Below are 18,937 nucleotides of genomic sequence, written 5' to 3'. Positions count from 1 at the left end.
CAAGGTTAACCGAGGGGGTGGCAGGCTGAGCCTGCCACCCCCTCTCTGTTGTTAGCCATGGGCAGGAGGTTGTGGTGCCTCGGGGGGGTGGGTAGCACCGGGTAGGCGGTGGTGACGAATATCATCCAGATCCAATAAAATCTGTTCCTGGGGAATCTCAAGATGGCGCAGGGTGTGTTGGCAAAGTACCACCGAGGCCTCCAACTGCATGGCCACCACATGGGTAGCCCCCAGGGTTTCCAACGCCTCGACCTCGTTTTTAAACGAGGTGCGGGCAATGATGGGTAGATCCGCGCGTAGATGGCGGGCCGTGTGCAGAATATGGCGTGTGGCGGCGGCATCGGGTACGGTAATCAGCAGCGCTTTGGCGTGATCAATACCTGCATGTTTAAGGATAGAGGCACGGGAGGCATCGCCAAACTGAATATGCGCTCCGGCCAGCTTTTCGCGGCGCACGGTTTCTGGATTGGTTTCTAGAATCAGGTGGTCAATGCCGTGGTAACGGGCCAGTTGTGCCATGGTGTGGCCATTTTCGCCAAAACCGATAATAATAAGATGATTGTGTAGCGTATCTTTGGTGGGGTTGGCGGCCTCGGCGCCCAACGCCAAGCGGCGAAACAGGGGCATGTGGGCCAGCTTACGACCCCACCGACCGGCCCGCCCTGCCAGCAGGGGGGTCATGCTCATGGTGAGCACCGAGACCGCCAAAAAGGTTTGGTAGGCCTGTTGGCTCAACAGGCCTTCATCCACACCGCTACGGGCCAGCACAAAGGCAAATTCACCAATCTGCGCCAGCGTCAGACCCGCGCCCGCCGCCGCCGCAAAACCGATGCCGGCACTCAAGACGGCTCCGCTGGTAAGCAACGCTTTGCAGAGGATTGCCAGCAGGGTCAGGGTGAGGATTAAACCCAGGTGATTCCAGAGAAAACCCACATCCATCAACATGCCCACCGAGATAAAAAAGAGGCTGGTAAAGACATCGCGGAAGGGTAGCACCGAAGCAAAGGCTTGGTGTCCATATTCGGATTCCGAGATAATAAGCCCCGCCAAAAAGGCCCCCAGTGCCAAAGAGAGGCCCGCCGCCGCCGTTAACCAAGCAATACCAAGACCGATGGCGATAATAAACAGAAGAAACAGTTCGGGATCGCGCAGCCGCACAATGGCGTTAAGCATGGCCGGGATCAACCGCCGGGCACCGAACCATAAGGCGAACCCAATGCCGACAAATTTTAATGAAAACAGCCCCATTTCCAGCATGGGGTTTTCAGCTTTGCCCGCCAGCAGCGGCACCAGCAGCAGCATAGGTACCACGATTAAATCCTGAAAGATGAGCACGCCCACCGCGGCCCCACCATGGGCCGAGCCCACCTCGCCCCGACTTTGCAGGGTTTTGAGCACGATGGCGGTGCTGCTATGGGCCAGCAAAAAGCCGAAAAAGAGCGATTGATTGAGGGGAAAGCCCAACGCGACCGCCAGCAGCGCACCCACCGCCACGGTTAAGCCAACCTGCAAGCCCCCGCCGACGAATACCGCCCGCTGCATCTCCACCAGTTTGGTTAAAGAGAGCTCCATGCCGATGGTAAACAGCAGCAGCATCACCCCTATTTCCGCCAGCAGCTCCACCTGTTCAATGGAGTCGATTAAGGTCAGACCAAAGGGGCCGGCCACCGCCCCGGTGAGCAAAAAGCCAATAATGGGCGCAATACCCAGGCGGTGGCAGAGATAGACCACGCTCACCGATAGCGCAAAAATAATTAACAGCTCCAATAAAATGCCATCATGCATGGGTTTGTTTCCGATCTTTTGCGGTTGCTGCTTGTCTCTAGGTGACCTTGCTAGGGAGCTTACCACAGGTGTCGTGAAGGGTATAGCTAAGGGGAGAGATAGCGAGGTAAATCCATGGCTATGGGGATACCACGCCAACCCGTCCCGGCTGCTTGAGCAGGGGCGGGTGTTGCATGGCGCATGGTTTGGGAGGGGGCGTCAGGCACCCCCCCTCCGTGCGGGTGAGCCCGCTTAGGTGATGACGGTGGGGGCCTGACGCCCGGTGTGCTGTTTGATGCCCGCCAAGGTATCGGCAATGCGAATGAGGTCGGCCAGCGCCTCTTGGGCATCCTTGTGCTGAAGGCTGGGGTTGGGCTCAAAGCGCTCCAGATAGATACGCAGGGTAGCCCCCGAGGTGCCGGTACCGGAGAGACGAAAGACAATGCGGCTGCCATCGACAAACAGAATGCGTACCCCCTGCTTGATGGTACTCTCCCCATTGACGGGATCGGTGTAGCCAAACTCATCGGCCAGTTTGATGGTTAAGCCCTCATGCACTTGGCCGGTTAAGGTGGCAAAGTTGGCGCGTAGTTCGCTCATGAGTGTGCTGGCCGCAGCGGAATCCACATCCTCATAGTCGTGGCGGGCGTAGTAGGTGCGGCCATAAATGGCCCACAGATCCTTCACCACGGCCTCGACCGAGGTTTTGCGATGGGCCAAAATGTTGAGCCAAAAGAGCACCGCCCATAGACCATCCTTTTCGCGTACATGGTCCGAGCCGGTGCCAAAGCTCTCTTCACCGCAGAGGGTGGCTTTGCCGGCATCCAGCAATGAGCCAAAAAATTTCCAGCCGGTAGGGGTTTCAAAGCAGGCGAAATTTTTCTTCTCAGCAACCCGGTCCACCGACTGGCTGGTAGGCATGGAGCGGGCTACCCCCACAATGCCCCGGGCGTAACCGGGGGCACAGGTGCCATTTTCGGCCAACACGGCGAGGGAGTCGCTGGGGGTGACAAAAAATTTACGTCCCAAAATCATGTTGCGGTCGCCGTCGCCATCGGAGGCGGCGCCAAAATCGGGGGCATCGTCGGCCCACATACGTGCCACCAAATCGGCTGCGTAGGTCAGGTTGGGGTCGGGATGTCCGCCGCCAAAATCGTCTTTGACCACGCCGTTGAGCACGGTGCCTGCTGGGGCACCGAGGCGGTTTTCCAGAATCTCCCGGGCGTAGGGGCCGGTGACGGCGTGCATGGCATCAAACAAGATGCGAAAGCCGCCCTTTAGGAGAGCACGGATGGCTTCAAAATCAAACAGCTCTTCCATCAATTGAGCATAGTCATAAACTGGGTCGATGACCCGCACCACCATGTTGCCGATCTCAGAATCCCCCAGATAGTCTAGGTCCACCTCGGTATCCGACCAGATGCGGTATTGGGTGATCGCTTTGCTGTGGGTAAAGATGGCGTTGGTGATGCTCTCGGGGGCGGGGCCGCCGTTGGAGACATTATATTTGATGCCAAAATCCCCATCAGGCCCGGCGGGGTTGTGGCTGGCCGAGAGCACGATGCCACCAAAGGCGTCGTATTTGCGGATTAAATGGGAGACCGCCGGGGTAGAGAGCACACCGCCGCGCCCCACCAAGACCTTACCAAAGCCATTGGCGGCGGCCATGTGCAGGATGGTGTGAATGGCTTCACGGTTGTGGTAGCGGCCATCCCCGCCCAAGACCAAGGTTTTGCCCTGAAACTCCTCCAGGGTGTCAAAGATGGATTGAACAAAATTTTCCAGATAGTTGGGCTGTTGAAACACCTTAACCTTTTTACGCAGTCCGGAGGTGCCGGGCTTTTGATCGTCAAAAGGGGTGGTGATCTTGGTCTGAATGCTCATGTTCGCTCCGATACAGGGTTGGGATGCTCTATGAATAGTAGGGACAATGGGCTCAGGAGAAAACAACCATCTGCATGTAGGGGCGGTTTTTTACCATTTCTTCATCAATTGCTAACCGGATAGTCGCACACCATGGGTGCATATGCGGCAGGATATATATGCCTATCAATGCGGTGCATACCCCTTATCAGGGAGCTTGTTATTGACACATCTATCTATATTAGGCATTCTCCGAGCATCACAAAACAGAAATCTCCAAGCCAAGGAGTCTGCAATCCATGTCTTTCCCCTCTGCGTTTTACCGTTGGCGTCCCCACCCCTGGCACGGTCTTGATGTTGGTCCAAAAGATCTGTTTCCCGAAGTGGTGCATGCCTACATTGAGATCACCCCCTTCGATATGGTGAAGTACGAAGTGGATAAGACCTCTGGCTATCTGCGGGTGGATCGTCCCCACCGTAGCTCTTCGCAGCCCCCTGCGCTGTATGGTTTTGTGCCCCGTACTTACTGCGGTGGTCGGGTTAAGGCGCTCTCCCCCAACTCCACCAAGGGTGATGGGGATCCGTTGGATATTTGTGTCATCAGCGAGCGCCCGATCAACAAGACCGAGGTGATTTTGAACGCCCGTGTGTTGGGTGGTATGCAGATGATTGATGGTGGCGAAGCCGATGATAAAATTATCGCGGTGTTGGCCAACGATAACGTATGGGGCGGTTTGAAGGATATTACCGAGGTACCCAAGGTACTTACGGAGCGTCTGCACCACTACTTTTCGACCTATAAAATGGTGCCGGGCCACGAAAATGAGATTACGGTGGACCTGACCTATGGTCGTGAACATGCGCTGAAGGTAATTAAGGCGGCCTGTGACGACTACATCGATATGTATGGTGGCTAAGCTTAGCCCACATGGTTTATAAAAAAAACGGGGCGTAGTTGCCCCGTTTTTTTTGGCGTTAAGCAAGGCTTAAGTGACGCCTTCAACGTGAATCTCTGGATCTCCCTATGAGCGTTGCTTTACATCATGCGCCCCATCCCACCCACTTGGCGTGCCGCTGTTGTGCGGGGCAGGCGACATTGTTGGGGGTTGTGGATTTTTCAAAGACATCCGCCAATGTGCGGGGGTTCTATCTGCCACTGGCAGGCATTCCGGTCTATTACTACCGCTGTGGGGGGTGTGGGCTGCTGTTTACCCCCCATTTTGATACCTTTGCTCACGACGATTTTCTGAGCTATGTCTATAATCGTGACTATTATGAAAAAATTGATACCGACTACGCCCATCAACGACCAAGCCAATGCGCCAAGCTGGTGCATCGCCTGTTGGCGGCCCAAAGATCCCATATCAGCCTGTTGGATTATGGCTCAGGTGGGGGGCTTTTTGCCCAGTTAATGCAGCAGCAAGGCTACCATGTCGCCGCTTATGATCCCTTTGATCCCCAAGGGGGGGCACCGCCTAGCGCACGTTATGATGTGATCACGGTGTTTGAGGTGTTTGAACATCTGGTCCATCCCCACGACACGGTAAAACGCTTACTTGAATGGCTGAAACCCGGCGGGCTGGTGCTGTTTAGTACCACCCTAAATACTTTTTCCAGCGCTCAAGAAATGTTGCAGTGGCCCTATCTAGCTCCCCGCAATGGGCATGGTACCCTCTATACCGCCCGTGCCTTGGCGGAACTGTGGGGTGCGGTGGGCTTTGCTTGCTACAGCCAAAACATTTTTATCCATTTTGCCTGTGACCCAAACCACCCAGAGGCGCTGTTTAGAGCCCAGCGACAGCCCAATGGAGGGCTTGTACTGAAAATAGGGAGAACGTAGGGGTTTAGTGGTTGAAATAACCAGAAAAGCGGCTAAATTACAACTAATGGGTGGTAATTATAATGATATTTTAAAATATACAATAGAAAATAGTTCATAAAATAGACAGCAACAGATACGTTTTTGCTTGTGTTATGGCCCACGCACGGTAGATTGAAATAGATGGGAGTGATCGCGTCAATTCTCGTAAAAAATAGAATCCCCGGTAGGGCCAATACAGGTCTAGTGGTTAAGAACAAGGGGAGTTGAATGTCTCGACGCGCAGGATCAATGGTCAACATTGATCACCTGACCACCGGGTTTTTGAGCCATGAAAAGCAAATTGACAGAGCGCGGCTTGCAAAAGCTGACGTTGGGGGGGATTGCTCTTCTGGCTGGCCTGATTTTCTATCTGTTCATCGCCGATGCACAGTTTATAGGCTGGTCTAGCGTACCGCAATCTCAGGTTGCCACATCTTCTCAATGGACCTCACCGGCGGTATTGGTGATTAGCTCCGGCGGCCTCGTGCTGTTTGGGCTTTTTGTCATACTGTTGCTGATGTTGGTCTACCGTCGCTGGGTGCGTCCTTCGCAATTGATGTTAGAGAGCATCTATAGCGTGGTGACCTGTGCCCGCGAGGGACGCTTTGATGTCCGCGCCCGTTCCGATTGTCCCGGTCGCGTGGGAGAGATTGCCGTCCAGCTCAATGGCCTGATGGACCAGTTGCATCTGGGTGTGGATGCCATTAATAAGGATGTGGTGCAGCTCACCAACTTTCATGCCGAAGGTCAGACCAACAAGCTGACCATGGCGGTGGAGGTGGTGGAGTCACTGGTGGAGGTCTCTCAATTTAAACAACAAATTGAGGAAGATCTCACCAAGGTCGAGGTTTACCGGCGCATCGGTAATATCATCCAAAATAAATTTGGCTTGGAGCGCTACACCATTTATGAGGTCTCCTCCAGCCAAAACCGTATGCACCCGGTGCTGGTCAATGGCGAGCAAGAGGGGATGTGTCGCTGGTGCCGGCAAGAGGTGCAGTTTAGAGCCGAGTTGTGCCGCGCCCAACGCACGGGCCGCATTGTGGACGGTGTGGAGCAGCCCAACATCTGCAACCAGTTTTACAATGACTCGGATCATCCACTGGGCTTTTACTGTATGCCGGTGCTGCACTCGGGCACGGTGGGTAATGTGGTGCAGTTGGTGGTGGAACCGGACATGGCCGTCATGTTCCCCTATATTATCCCCTTTTTGCAGGTCTTTTTGCGGGAGTCCTCGTCGGTTATCGAATCCAAACGGCTCATGGAAAAACTGCGGGAATCGGCCCTGAAAGATCCCCTCACCGGTCTAAACAACCGCCGCTTTTTGGAGGAGTACGAACGTACCATTGTGGCCTCCTCGCAGCGTAAAGAGATGTTCCTGTCGGTATTGATGATGGATCTAGACCACTTTAAAATGGTCAATGATACCCACGGCCATCAGGTGGGGGATGCGGTGCTCAAGTCGCTGGCTGGGGTATTGATGCAGCAGACCCGCGCCTCGGATCTGGTGGTGCGCTATGGGGGTGAAGAGTTTATGGTGGTGCTGCAAAATGAGCGGCCCCATATGGGCAATCAGATCGCCGAAAAAATTCGTGAGACGGTGGAGCGCCTGAAGATCAACGTTCCAGGGGGCTGTCTGCAAAAGACCATCTCCATCGGGGTGGCTGAGTTTCCCACCGATGGTACCGACTTCGATGATGTGGTAGAGAAGGCGGATATGGCCCTCTACCGCGCCAAAGAGCAGGGCCGTAACCGGGTTATCAGCCACTCCGCCAGCGAGACTGAAGATAAGGAGGAGCAACCCGCTGTCCATCTGCTCTTTAAAGGATAATGGGTGGGGGTTTCTCCAATGAAACCATGGGCGCGCGTGAATGCGTCATGGGGCCGTTGGCTTACCCGCTTTAGAGCGCAAGCAGCGGCGTTCAAAGGGTGATTAGGTCAGAAAAGGGGGCGAGAGCCCTCTTTTTTTGGGCGTAGGCTGGAAACTTTATCCGTGATGTTAGGTCTTTGCAGTCGAGGTTTGTTGGCTGAGTGGCACAACAATCCAGAAACCAACCCAACTCCAAAATAATATTAAGGGATGTGCATAAAGATGAAAATGACCCGTAAAGCGCAGATGGTAGGGGCCATGGCCCTAATGACGCTGTTGGCCGCAGGGCCAGCCTTGGCAACGGATGAGGCGGCACTCCTGGCTGAAAGCCGCGATGCGGTTAAACAATTCTTTGGCAAACTTAAAGGTACCTTGATGCAAGGTATGAAGGCCGGTGGACCCAATGCGGCAATGACGGTGTGCAACACTGCGGCGACGGGCATTGCCAAACAGGCTTCTGCCAGCTACGGCGGTTCGGTGGGGCGCACCAGCCTGAAACTGCGCAATACGGATAATGCCCCCGATGCCTGGGAGCTTGGGGTGTTGGAGAGCTTTGAGAGCCGCTTGGCCGCAGGTGAGGATCCCGCCAAGATGGAGCATCACGAGGTGGTGAGCATGGATGGCAAGCAGGTGTTTCGCTATATGAAGGCGATTCCCACCGCCGCCAAGCCCTGCCTAGCGTGTCATGGGGAGAAGATTGATCCAACGGTTGAGATCACACTCAACCGTCTCTATCCCGAAGATAAGGCACGTGGCTATACCGAGGGCCAGATTCGCGGGGCCTTTACGTTGAAAAAAGAGATTCAATAGTCAAGCTGTGTTCAAGCAAGTGTAAAAAAGGCCGGAATCCTTTAAGGATACCGGCCTTTTTTACAATGAAGCATGGTAGGGCCTGCCCGTAAAGACGAGATTACTCCCGCAGTTCTAAGGGCAGTGGAAAGGCCAAATACTCTTTGGTGACCGAGAGCAGTTCCACCTGGTGCTGCTCTGCGTGCAAATGCGCCAGCAGCTCTTCGACTAAGATTTCCGGTGCCGAAGCCCCGGCGGTAATGCCCAGGGTCTCAACCCCTTCAAGCCACTGTATTTCCACATCTTTGGCGTTTTCAATCAGGAAAGCCCGGCAGCCGTGCTGTTCGGCCACCTCGCGTAAACGGTTTGAGTTGCTGCTGTTTGGTGCCCCTAAAACAAGAATAAGATCCGATGCTTGCGCCAATGCTTTGACCGCATTTTGGCGGTTTTGGGTCGCATAACAGATATCCTCTTTAGCCGGTTCTTTGATGGTGGGAAAACGGGCTTTAAGTTGCGCCACCATCGCTCGGGTCTCATCCACCGAGAGGGTGGTTTGGGTAATGTAGGCCACCTTTTGCGGGTTACTTAGCCGCAACTGTGCAACGTCATCGGGATGGGAGATCAGTTTCATGCGCGCCTGTTGCAGTTGGCCCATGGTACCCTCAACCTCGGGGTGCCCGGCATGGCCGATGAGCAGCACTTGGTAGTGGTCATGATCCAGGCGTTCGGCCTCGCGGTGGACCTTGTCGACCAGTGGGCAGGTGGCATCCAAAATGTGCAACGGACGGCGCTCGCCCTCGGCTTGTACCGCTTTAGAGACACCATGGGCGGAGTAGATGGCTACCGCACCATCGGGGATTTCATCCAACTCATGCACAAACACCGCACCCTGGTTGCGTAGATGCTCCACCACCCAGCGGTTATGCACAATTTCATGGCGGACATAGATGGGCGGGCCAAATTTTTCCAGCGCTTTGAGTACAATGGCAATGGCCCGATCAACCCCGGCACAAAATCCCCGTGGTTCCGCTAATAGAATACGCATGGTTTTATTGGTCCAGTTGCAGTTGGTAGGGATGATAAGCGCGGATGGAGGCACCATTGCGCCAGCCAATGCGGCCCCGCACCTCCACAAAGCGCCCTTGCAGCTCTTTGAAGGGACCAAGAACTTTGCGAAAGTGGGCCAGCCAATCCCGATGGCTGATGGTTACGGTAAAATCTTCACGCCAATTTTTACCAAAGTTAAGGTAGATCCAACCCCCCTTTTGGTCAACGTTTAGGATGGTGCCGCCGACAATGCGATAGGCCCCTACATGGTGACGGGCCTCTGTATGATCCACCAGCCAATGCCCCTCAAGCCATGCGCCGCGTTTGGCTTTGCGGGCGCGGCGTTCGGCTTTGCTGTAGCGTTTGTAGCGGTTTAAATCGGCGCTGGGGTAGACAATGGCCAACCCCTCTTCCAGCAGTTGTTCTGCGAGATCCTGACCATTGGCAAGCTCTACATAACAGAGTGGTCGCGCGTAGACATCCCGCGAGCGCCCTTGCGGGGCAAAGCTTAATTTAACGCTTTGTCCACCACGCATAAGCAGTTCAGTGGCGCGATGTTTGGCTTGTTGGGCATAGGGTTCGGCGGGTAGGCGCTCATGCTCCAGCTCTGGGGTGTCGATACCCATAAGACGGATACGGCCCACATGGGGGATGGTAAAGGTGTCGCCATCAATCACGCTTGTAGGGACGGCGTGACGGGGGAGTGCCTGATCCGCAGCCCAGCCAGTCATGGTTTGGCCCAGTAAGATAAAACAAAAGAGCAGCGCCACAGGTGTGCGCAAATGTGATAACATATTGGTATCCTCATGCGGTTTTAAGGGTGCCTGTGAGCTGGGCAATGTTTGTGACCCCCTGTTCGGCAACACCCTGGTGCAGGGCTTGGGCGATGCGCATGGGGAGCAGGGGATCTTTAAACAGGCTGGTGCAGAGGCCGGTGGCGGAGGCCCCGACCAGAAAAAATTCAAGCACATCGTCAGCCGAGGCGATACCCCCTTGGCCGATGATGGGGATCTGGTGCTGACGGGCCAGTTGATAGGTCTGCCACACCTTGAGCAGGGCCACCGGCTTAACCGCAGGGCCAGAGAGTCCCCCTTGTAGGTTGCCTAGCACGGGACGGCGCTTTTTGAGGTCGATGGCCATACCCATCAGGGTGTTGATGACCGACAGCGCATCACTACCGGCCTCAATGGCCCGTTTGGCCACTGTGGTAATGTCGGTGACGTTGGGGGAGAGCTTGGTGATGATGGGTTTGGTGGTGGCTCGGCGCACCTCTTCCACCACGGCGGCGGCCATATCAGGATCAGAACCAAAGGCAATACCGCCCTCTTTGACATTGGGGCAGGAGATATTAATTTCGATGGCGGCCACCGGGCTTTGATCAAAGATACGCGCTATTTCGCCATACTGCTCGGTGGTGGAGCCAGAGATGTTGGCGATCAATGGGGTGTCGATCTGCGCGCAGAGGCGGGGTAAAATCTCATCCACCACGGCGCGGGCGCCGGGGTTTTGCAGGCCGATCGCGTTGAGCATGCCACAAGGGGTTTCGGCCAGTCGGTGCGGGGGGTTGCCCCGTTTGGGCTCTAAAGTGGTGCCCTTTAGGCAGATGGCACCGATGGCCTTAAAGTCAAACCCTTCCAGGGTGAGCAGCTCCTCGCCAAAGGCAACGCAGCCCGAGAGCAGCACCAGGGGGGTACGCATGGCAATACCGGCAACTTCAACAGCGATGGGGCTCTGGCTGGTCACGTCTGGGAACTCCTACAGCTCAAGGTGGTCAAGGGCGCAGGCCATGGTAACAAATTTAGCGGCCTGGGAGAATAGGGGGGTGTGGCTTGGCAAAAAAGAGCGGTCGACATGATTTCACACAATAAAAGCAGAGTTGTTACATATAATCCATAGAACAAAAGCAGAGATGCTGCTATTTTTGCCCACCCCAACGGGAGCAGTCTCTCTTCGTATAAGGGTGTATACCCCAGGGTGAATGGGTAACATCTGAAGATTCAAAGGGATGAAAAAATGGCAAAGGCTGGCCCGGCCTTTGCTTTTAGAAATGGATATCGACGTACAGAATCGTGCAAAACATGCATCCTTTTTTCCCCTTTTTAGCACCCATAAAAAAGGGTCTGTAAGAGATGTGTAGGAGAGGCAACCATGGGTAGCCAACAAATGATGTATACAGGATCGTCAGTGGTTATTGACAACTTAGAGAGTTATGAAGAGGCGCTGGTGCGCATTCACGATCTGTTGGAGATGCCACTCTCTCCCCATGTAGACAGTGTGCTGGACCCCCTGCTCAAGGCGGTTGCTGGTTATGAGCAGTATCTATACAGCGCTAAGCGTTCCCGTTTGCGCGGCTAGCGGGCACGCTATGACAGGATAAAAAGCCCCGTGCGCGGTGTAGGCGACGGGGCTTTGTGGTCATTTTTTGCGTTTGAGCAATCCCACCAACATCTGCAACTCCTCCAGCTTTAGCAGCCATGCGGTGAGCAAAAAGAGTGCGACACCCACGCCAATGGTGGGCAGCAGAGCCACGGCCCGCTGGGTGGTGGTTACATCGCCACCGTGTGGCCAAACATGACCATGCATCGCCCAGATCCCCGCCGCCATCATCATCGTTGCCAGCGTGCCTTTGAGCAGTACCTTGAAAAAGCCCCCATGGGGTTTAAAGCCCGTACGCTTTTTTAACGCCCGTAACAACAGCAGCATGTTCAGGTAGCTTGAGAGGGTGGTGGCCAGCGCCAGCCCCACATAGCCCAATGGAAACATGAGGATCACATTGAGAAACATATTGGTGATCATGCAGATAATGGCGATGCGCACCGGGGTTTTGGTATCTTTGCGGGCGTAGAACGCAGGGGCTAACACCTTAACACTGGCAAACGCCATCAAGCCCATGGCATAGGCGAATAGGGCGTTGCCGGTGAGGTGGGTGGTTTCGCTGCCAAAGGCGCCCCGCTCAAACAGCAGGGCCAAAATGGGCTCGCGCAGCATGATCAACCCCACCATGGCGGGTAGGTTGATCAGAAAAATCAAGCGTAGCGCGAAATCCAGGTCATGGTTGAGGGCGGCATCATCGTTTTTAGCGGCGTGGGCCGACAGTGCCGGTAAAATGGCGGTGCCCATGGCGATGCCGATCAAGCCCAAGGGGAACTCCACAAGGCGGTCGGCGTAATAGAGGTAGGAGATCGCCCCACTGGATAAAAAAGAGGCCAGCAGGATGTCAAACAGCAGATTAACCTGTGCCACCGAAACCCCCAGGATCGAGGGCCCCATGAGCCGCAAAATACGCCCAATGGCGCTATGTTTGGGTTCCCAGCGCAGGCGCACGGTAAAGCCGATCTGTTTCAGGGCGGGCCACTGCACCAATAGCTGGGCGGCCCCCCCTAAAAAAACGCCCCAGGCGAGGGCCTCGGCGGGGCGCTCCACGTAGGGGGTAAGGAACAGCGCCGCGCCGATGAGAGAGAGGTTGAGCAACATGGGGGTGGCGGCTGGTACGGCAAAGCGCTGATGGCTATTAAGAATGCCCCCCGCCAAGGCTACCAGCGAAATAAATAGGATATAGGGAAAGGTGATGCGGGTTAGATCCACGGTAAGCTGATATTTATCCGGCTGGTCCAGAAAACCCGGTGCGGCGGCCATGATCAACCAGGGCATAAAAAGTTGTGCCAGGGCCACAATCACCATCAAAACCAGCAACAGTTGGGTAAAGATCGCCTGGGCAGCCCGCTGGGTTTGCTGGGTGTCACCGGCGGCCAAATAGTCGGCAAACACCGGTACAAAGGCGGTGCTAAAGGCCCCCTCGGCAAAGAGGCGGCGTAAAAAGTTGGGCAGTTTTAAGGCGACAAAAAAAGCATCCGCGCCCATGCCCGCGCCAAAGCCGCGGGCGATGACAATATCGCGAATAAAACCGAGTATGCGCGATAAAAGGGTATAAAAACTGATCGTTCCAACCGCACGTAGTAAACCACGGCGTTGATTATGGGCAGAGGAGGGTAGGCTCACAGGCATGGTTTCCCGGCGGGAAGATGAAGGAAAATGAACGGGAAGGTAAAAAAGGATTGACGATTGCTCCATCTCTACCTATTCTGCCCGTTTCATCGGAACAGGTACTTTCTATCGTCATGTGCCCCTGTTTCCGCCGCTGCGTATCATTTGCGAGCGCAAATAGGCGGGCACCAGATGACGGTTTGTTTGCACAACAGTAAGATTGAAACCGGAGAGTAGGTCAAGTGGCTAATCACAAGTCCGCCCTGAAACGCATTCGTCAATCCGCCAAGCGCACCGTTGCCAACCGCATCGACAAAGCGCGTATGCGTACCTTCGCTAAAAAGGTGCTCGCCGCTGTCGAGGCTGGTGATGTCGAGCTGGCTCAACAGACCCTGCGGGACGCCACCTCGGTGATTTCGCGCACGGCACAGCGTGGCGTAATCCACACCAATCAGGCATCGCGCCGCATTGCACGCCTGAACAGCCATGTGAAAAAATTGGCGGTTGCAGCGGCCAGCTGAGCAGGCTTTGCAGATAAGTGGTGCCCTTGGGTGCTGCTATCTCTTGGGTCACACAGGATCTTAGCCGCGCAGGCGGGGCAGAACAGCGGTTTTGCCCCGTTTGTTGCGGCTAAACTCTTGCCGAAAGATTGAGTCGTGTCCCAACGGCATGTATAAAGGTTCATCCCCGGCCACGGCGTGTCGAGGGGTGCGGCATGCACAGGGTGGGAGAGAGATTCGGCAAACTCTTCGGCCTACCAGCCTTGCGGCTCTGTGAGTGCCTTTGCGGAGAGGTTTTCTGAAAAGGGGTGTCCTTCTGTTTAGCAAAGCGACTCACCCCTCAACTTCGTCCCTTTTCAGGTGACCTTTTCCACCCCCCGCGCATCCGTGCCCTTGCGTATCAACGCTCTAGCGGCAGGATAGATGCCCATGGAATTTACGGAACTCCCCATTCCCGAACCGGTTTTGGCCGGCATACGCGACTGTGGTTTTACCCAGTGTACCCCCATTCAAGCCTTAACTTTGCCACTGGCTTTGGCCGGTAAAGATGTCGCTGGACAAGCCCAAACCGGTACCGGCAAAACCGCTGCTTTTCTGATTGGCGCCCTCTCTCATCTGGTCACACACCCCCGCAAACATGGGAAACCCGCTGGTCAAAGTCTGCCGCGCATTCTGGCTGTTGCGCCTACCCGCGAGTTGGTGGCACAGATCGAGTCGGACGCCAAACTGCTCAACGCCCACACCCAATTTAAGTTGCACTGTGTCTACGGTGGGGTGGATTATGAAAAGCAAAAACGCATCCTTATGGAGGAGGATGTGGAAATTTTGGTGGGCACGCCGGGACGTTTGATCGACTATTTTAAGCAAAATGCCTACGGCCTCAAAGGGGTCGAAGTCCTGATCGTGGATGAAGCCGACCGTATGTTTGATATGGGCTTTATTGATGATCTGCGCTACATGTTGCGCCGCTTGCCCCACTATAGTGAGCGGCTTTCTATGCTCTTTTCGGCGACCCTCTCCTACCGTGCCCAGGAGATGTCTTACGAATATATGAACATGCCCGAGGTGCTCAGCACCACGGTGGATGTGAAAACGGCGGAGCGGGTGGAGCAAAAGCTCTACCATGTGAGCGGTGATGAGAAGATTGCGCTCTTGGTGGGGTTGCTGCGGGATATTTTGCAGCATGAGGGCATTGATTTGAGCCAGCCAGCCATGCTTGAGTTGGATGACAACGGTGATGAAATCGTTGAACCCAATGGGGCCATGTTGAGTGGCGATGAGCCCAGCACCGAGAGTGAACCCTTTGTGCCCCACCCGGATGATCTGGATACCGAGGATGCCGCCCGTGCAGCCGAGGCGGCCTTGGCCAACGCACAAAAAACCCCACCGGGGCGTAGCATGGTGTTTGTCAATACCAAGCGGGCTGGGGAGCGGGTGGAGCGTTGGTTGAAGGCCAATGGCATTCAAGCGGGTTATCTCTCTGGGGATGTACCGCAAATGAAGCGCCTAAAGGTGCTCAAGCGGTTTCAGGATGGCGAATATCCGGTCCTGATTGCCACCGATGTGGCGGGTCGTGGTCTGCACATTGATGGGGTGACCCATGTGATCAACTATGACCTGCCGGACAATGCCGAAGATTATGTACACCGCATTGGGCGCACCGCCCGGGCCGGTAATCGGGGTGATGCCATTGCTCTTGTGGATGAAGAGGGTGCCTACTCGTTAGAAGCGGTACAGGCCTATATTGGCATGACCATCCCGATTGTCTGGGCTGAGGATGATCTGTTTGCCGATCTGGTGCGTCCGCCACCACGGCCCCGCAGCGAGCGGGATATGCGTCGTACCGGTGGTGGCCGTAGCGGCAGCGGCGGCAGTCGCTCGGGTAGCGGTGGTGGTCGTGCCGGTAGTGGCGGCAGCCGTTCGGGCAGTGGTAGTCGTGCTGGTGCGGGTCGTGCGGTAGGTGGTAGCCGTTCCACGGCTGGTGGGGTCAGCCAGGGGGCGAAGCCCTCTCATCATACACCGGCTGCGGCGGCTCATGTGGCTGTGCCTGCGGGCAGTGAGGGCGGTGGCGAAGCGGTTAAGAAAAAGCGGCGCCGACGCCGTCGTAAGCCTGGGGTGCAAACGCCGGCTACGGGTGGTGAGGCGTAAGATGATTTTCAGCCCTTTGCTGAGGGGGGCTGTCACATTAAATCCTAATTTTTGTGAGGAAGATTCATGAGCGAGAATGAACAGGCCGCTAAGGCGGAGGCCCCCATCTTTCATGTGGTGAAACTCTACCTAAAGGATCTCTCCTTTGAGAGCCCCAACGCCCCAGAGTCCTTTTCGGTGGAGTCCGAGCCCAAGGCTGAGTTTAATTTAGACACCAAGGCGACCCAAAAGGACGATGACCACTATGAGGTTAGCCTGGAGGTCAATGTTAAGGTCGCCTCTGGAGATGGCAAAATCCTGTTTATGGCTGAGGTGAGCTATGGGGGTCTGTTCATGGTGAAAAATGTTCCCAGCGAACATATTCCCATGGTGTTGGGTATCGACTGCCCCAACATTCTGTTCCCCTACGTGCGTCAAGTCATCTCCAGTGTGGTGTTGGAGGGGGGCTATAAGCCGATGGTGCTGGATCCCATCAACTTTGCGGCCCTTTTCCACCATGCCCAGCAGCAGAAGGCCGCCCAGCAGGGCGAGAAAGCCTGATCTGCGAAGGTTCAAGATACAAAAAAAGGGGGGCGTGTTGCACACGCCCCCCTTTTTTTATCTTTCAAGCCCATGGGCCAAAGGGTTGGCCGCCTCCCCGCAAAGCAGGGCTTAACCTGTATGGCTGGGTAATGGGCGGTAGGGCTTGCGGCTTATGCCTCTGTGGAGCGCTCTTTATGGTGCTCAACGGTGATGGTAGTGGTAATGCCCCCGCGCACGTAAAAGGCACCCTGTACCTGCATGTAGCGAGGATCGCAGACGGCAATGAGATCATCCATAATCTGGTTGGTGACCGCCTCGTGAAAGGCCCCTCGGTCCCGAAAGCTCCACATGTAGATTTTAAGCGACTTTAGCTCAATACACTTCTCATCGGCCACATAGGTAATGCGAAAATCAGCAAAATCGGGCTGTCCGGTTTTGGGGCAGAGACAGGTGAACTCGGGGCAGTGCATGTCGATTTCATAATCCCGTTGGGGATTGGGGTTGGCAAAGCTCTCCAGGATAGCGCGCTGGGGCTCCACCTTTTCGGGGCTGGACATGGCGATTCCTCTTTATGGAATGAAGGTGGCCATTCCCACCCACGGGGGGTGAGGGGGGCACGGTTGGGCGTCATTCTAATGCAAGGTGCGGCGCTTTTCCACCTCTGCATGGTTTGGGTTGAGGCTGTGGTTGGTCATTAGGGTGGGTTAAATCGTTTCTTAAACACGCAATCTTTGGTGGTAATGGATTTGACTTACACAAAAAATAGTGGATAATTGCAAAGGGAAAAGGGGCTATTCTCCAAACAGTGGGCAGGTGTGGCTGTGGATTTTTGGCAGGGTAAAAAGCTTGTCGTGGCAGTAAGTGGTGGAATTGCCGCCTACAAATCTTTGGAGCTTATCCGTCGTCTACGCGAGTTGGGGTGCTGTTTGTTGGGGGTGGTGGTAACCCCTGCGGCGCTGCAATTTGTGACACCGCTCTCTTTGACGGCACTCTCTGAGGCACCCTTGTATGACGATCTTTTTTCCCTGACCCAAGAGCGGGAGATGGGTCATATACGGTTGGCGCGAGAGGCCGATCTGTTGATTGTGGCTCCCGCCACGGCTGATTTAATGGCGCGTATGGCTCAGGGGTTAGGGGATGACCTGCTCACCACCCTGTTGTTGGCGCGGCGCGGGCCGGTGCTGCTGGCCCCAGCCATGAACAGCGCCATGTGGTTACATCCGGCAACCCAGCGCAATGTGGCACAACTGCGTGAGGATGGGATTCACATGGTAGGGCCAGCCAGTGGCTCCCTGGCGTGTGGCGAGGTGGGACCGGGGCGCATGGCCGAAGCCGAGGCCATTATAGAGGCTGCCCAAGGGGTGCTCACCCCGCAACGTTTGGCCGGGCGGCGTATTTTAATTACGGCAGGACCCACCCGCGAGGCGGTGGACCCGGTGCGTTTTATCAGTAACCGTTCCAGTGGTCGCATGGGGTTTGCCATTGCGGCGGCGGCACAACGTATGGGGGCGCAGGTTACGTTGGTGCATGGTCCCTGTGGTATCCCGCCGCCTAGGGGTGTGCTGCCGGTGGCAGTAGAGAGTGCGGAACAGATGTTGGCGGCGGTGCAGGTGGCTTGGCCACAAAGCGATGCGGCCATTATGAGTGCGGCGGTATCGGACTACCGCCCGCTACAGGTGGCCCCGCAAAAGTTGAAAAAAGAGGCCCAAGGGGGTCAGCAGATCCAGTGGTCGTTGACGGAAAACCCCGATATTTTGGCCTATGCAGGGGCAAATAAACAGCCGGGGCAGTGGTTGGTCGGGTTTGCCGCTGAGACCGAAAAGCTGTTGCAGCACGGCACGGAAAAACGTCGCCGTAAGGGGTGTGACCTGCTGGTGGTCAACGATGTTTCGCGCCAGGATATCGGCTTTGATGCCACCCATAATGAGGTGATGGTGTTAGGTCCAGGGGAGGATGCGGTGGAGTCGTGGGCGCGGTGCCGTAAAGATGAGATTGCCCAACAGCTGATGGAGCGTCTGGCCGCATGTATGGAAACGGCGTAAAGGGGGTAATCAAGGTGGATGAGGAGCGCGGTATGAGAGAGACAAACACCAAGATGGCGCATATTACAGTGGCCTTGCAGCAGTTGCCCCATGGTGAGGGGCTGCCGCTGCCTAAGTATCAGACTGTATTGGCGGCGGGCATGGATTTGATGGCCGCCGTGGATAAACCGCTGACTCTGGCTCCCGGTGAGCGGGCCTTAGTGCCGACGGGTCTGGCTATGGCCCTACCCCCAGGCTATGAGGCGCAGGTGCGCCCCCGGTCAGGATTGGCCCTGAAGCATGGGGTAACGGTGCTCAATGCGCCGGGCACCATTGATGCCGACTATCGGGGTGAGGTGGGGGTGATTTTAATCAATTTGGGGCAGGAGAGCTTTACCGTACAGCGGGGCGAGCGTATTGCGCAGCTACTGTTTGCCCCGGTGTTACGGGGGGATTGGCTAAGCACAGTCCGTTTAAGCCAGACTTCCCGTGGTAGCGGTGGTTTTGGCCATACCGGGCGATAAGGTAGGGCTGGGATAGCCGCACTTGTGCGCGCGCATCGTTATTT

Annotated in this window: 17 protein-coding genes; 10 read left to right on the top strand and 7 right to left on the bottom strand. The window is 55.7% G+C overall.

The features are described 5' to 3' along the window. Nucleotides 1–51: 51 nt before the first annotated feature. Together MMC1_RS17585 and MMC1_RS17580 are read right to left on the bottom strand one after the other, a co-directional pair. Complete coding sequence (locus tag MMC1_RS17585; protein WP_011714977.1) at nt 52–1,785, bottom strand: cation:proton antiporter; 1,734 nt, start codon at nt 1,783–1,785, stop codon at nt 52–54. Between the two features lie 231 nt (nt 1,786–2,016). After that, complete coding sequence (locus tag MMC1_RS17580; protein ID WP_011714976.1) at nt 2,017–3,648, bottom strand: alpha-D-glucose phosphate-specific phosphoglucomutase; 1,632 nt, start codon at nt 3,646–3,648, stop codon at nt 2,017–2,019. A 278-nt stretch (nt 3,649–3,926) separates the two neighbouring features. On the opposite strand from MMC1_RS17580, the gene MMC1_RS17575 reads away from it, so the two are divergent. From MMC1_RS17575 to MMC1_RS17560, 4 genes are all read left to right on the top strand, one after another. Next, nucleotides 3,927–4,544 carry an inorganic pyrophosphatase gene (locus tag MMC1_RS17575; RefSeq protein WP_011714975.1) on the top strand — a complete coding sequence of 206 codons (618 nt, stop codon included), beginning with the start codon at nt 3,927–3,929 and terminating at the stop codon, nt 4,542–4,544. A 107-nt stretch (nt 4,545–4,651) separates the two neighbouring features. Beyond that, a complete protein-coding gene (locus MMC1_RS17570; protein WP_011714974.1) occupies nt 4,652–5,467 on the top strand; it encodes a class I SAM-dependent methyltransferase in 816 nt (271 codons plus the stop codon). A 310-nt stretch (nt 5,468–5,777) separates the two neighbouring features. Continuing rightward, nucleotides 5,778–7,319 (top strand): diguanylate cyclase, encoded by a 1,542-nt coding sequence (locus tag MMC1_RS17565; protein WP_011714973.1) that lies wholly within the window; start codon nt 5,778–5,780, stop codon nt 7,317–7,319. A 261-nt stretch (nt 7,320–7,580) separates the two neighbouring features. Continuing rightward, a complete protein-coding gene (locus tag MMC1_RS17560; RefSeq protein WP_011714972.1) occupies nt 7,581–8,168 on the top strand; it encodes a Tll0287-like domain-containing protein in 588 nt (195 codons plus the stop codon). Nucleotides 8,169–8,268: 100 nt separating this feature from the next. Here the strand turns inward: MMC1_RS17560 and ispH are convergent, their stop codons facing one another. Genes ispH through MMC1_RS17545 form a run of 3 tightly spaced genes read right to left on the bottom strand, consistent with a single transcriptional unit; the run spans nt 8,269 to nt 10,937 of the window. Then, entirely contained in the window at nt 8,269–9,192 is a 924-nt protein-coding gene (ispH, locus tag MMC1_RS17555) for a 4-hydroxy-3-methylbut-2-enyl diphosphate reductase (protein WP_011714971.1), read from the bottom strand. Between the two features lie 4 nt (nt 9,193–9,196). Beyond that, nucleotides 9,197–9,988 carry a thermonuclease family protein gene (locus MMC1_RS17550; protein ID WP_011714970.1) on the bottom strand — a complete coding sequence of 264 codons (792 nt, stop codon included), beginning with the start codon at nt 9,986–9,988 and terminating at the stop codon, nt 9,197–9,199. A gap of 10 nt (nt 9,989–9,998) precedes the next feature. Continuing rightward, nucleotides 9,999–10,937: a dihydroorotate dehydrogenase gene (locus tag MMC1_RS17545; RefSeq protein WP_011714969.1), complete on the bottom strand. Its 939-nt coding sequence runs from the start codon at nt 10,935–10,937 to the stop codon at nt 9,999–10,001. A 405-nt stretch (nt 10,938–11,342) separates the two neighbouring features. On the opposite strand from MMC1_RS17545, the gene MMC1_RS17540 reads away from it, so the two are divergent. Then, entirely contained in the window at nt 11,343–11,549 is a 207-nt protein-coding gene (locus tag MMC1_RS17540) for a hypothetical protein (RefSeq protein ID WP_041641395.1), read from the top strand. A 60-nt stretch (nt 11,550–11,609) separates the two neighbouring features. Here the strand turns inward: MMC1_RS17540 and murJ are convergent, their stop codons facing one another. Beyond that, complete coding sequence (gene murJ / locus MMC1_RS17535; RefSeq protein ID WP_011714968.1) at nt 11,610–13,199, bottom strand: murein biosynthesis integral membrane protein MurJ; 1,590 nt, start codon at nt 13,197–13,199, stop codon at nt 11,610–11,612. A 221-nt stretch (nt 13,200–13,420) separates the two neighbouring features. On the opposite strand from murJ, the gene rpsT reads away from it, so the two are divergent. The 3 genes from rpsT (at nt 13,421) to secB (ending at nt 16,366) form a co-directional block, all read left to right on the top strand. Next, on the top strand, nt 13,421–13,699 hold the full coding sequence (gene rpsT, locus MMC1_RS17530) for a 30S ribosomal protein S20 (RefSeq protein ID WP_011714967.1): 279 nt from the start codon (nt 13,421–13,423) through the stop codon (nt 13,697–13,699). 408 nt (nt 13,700–14,107) lie between these two features. Further along, a complete protein-coding gene (locus tag MMC1_RS22305) occupies nt 14,108–15,826 on the top strand; it encodes a DEAD/DEAH box helicase (RefSeq protein WP_011714966.1) in 1,719 nt (572 codons plus the stop codon). A gap of 66 nt (nt 15,827–15,892) precedes the next feature. Next, nucleotides 15,893–16,366, top strand: a complete 474-nt coding sequence (gene secB, locus MMC1_RS17515) for a protein-export chaperone SecB (RefSeq protein ID WP_011714965.1) — start codon at nt 15,893–15,895, stop codon at nt 16,364–16,366. Nucleotides 16,367–16,518: 152 nt separating this feature from the next. Here the strand turns inward: secB and queF are convergent, their stop codons facing one another. Then, entirely contained in the window at nt 16,519–16,905 is a 387-nt protein-coding gene (gene queF / locus MMC1_RS17510) for a preQ(1) synthase (protein ID WP_011714964.1), read from the bottom strand. Nucleotides 16,906–17,169: 264 nt separating this feature from the next. On the opposite strand from queF, the gene coaBC reads away from it, so the two are divergent. Further along, entirely contained in the window at nt 17,170–18,390 is a 1,221-nt protein-coding gene (coaBC, locus tag MMC1_RS17505) for a bifunctional phosphopantothenoylcysteine decarboxylase/phosphopantothenate--cysteine ligase CoaBC (RefSeq protein WP_011714963.1), read from the top strand. A gap of 32 nt (nt 18,391–18,422) precedes the next feature. Beyond that, entirely contained in the window at nt 18,423–18,893 is a 471-nt protein-coding gene (gene dut / locus MMC1_RS17500) for a dUTP diphosphatase (RefSeq protein ID WP_320407282.1), read from the top strand. Nucleotides 18,894–18,937: the final 44 nt, after the last annotated feature.

The sequence above is a fragment of the Magnetococcus marinus MC-1 genome (assembly GCF_000014865.1).
In the GTDB taxonomy this organism is placed as follows: domain Bacteria; phylum Pseudomonadota; class Magnetococcia; order Magnetococcales; family Magnetococcaceae; genus Magnetococcus; species Magnetococcus marinus.
The sequence above is the reverse complement of the archived record's forward strand: the minus strand, read 5'-3'. Positions and strand labels throughout refer to the sequence as shown.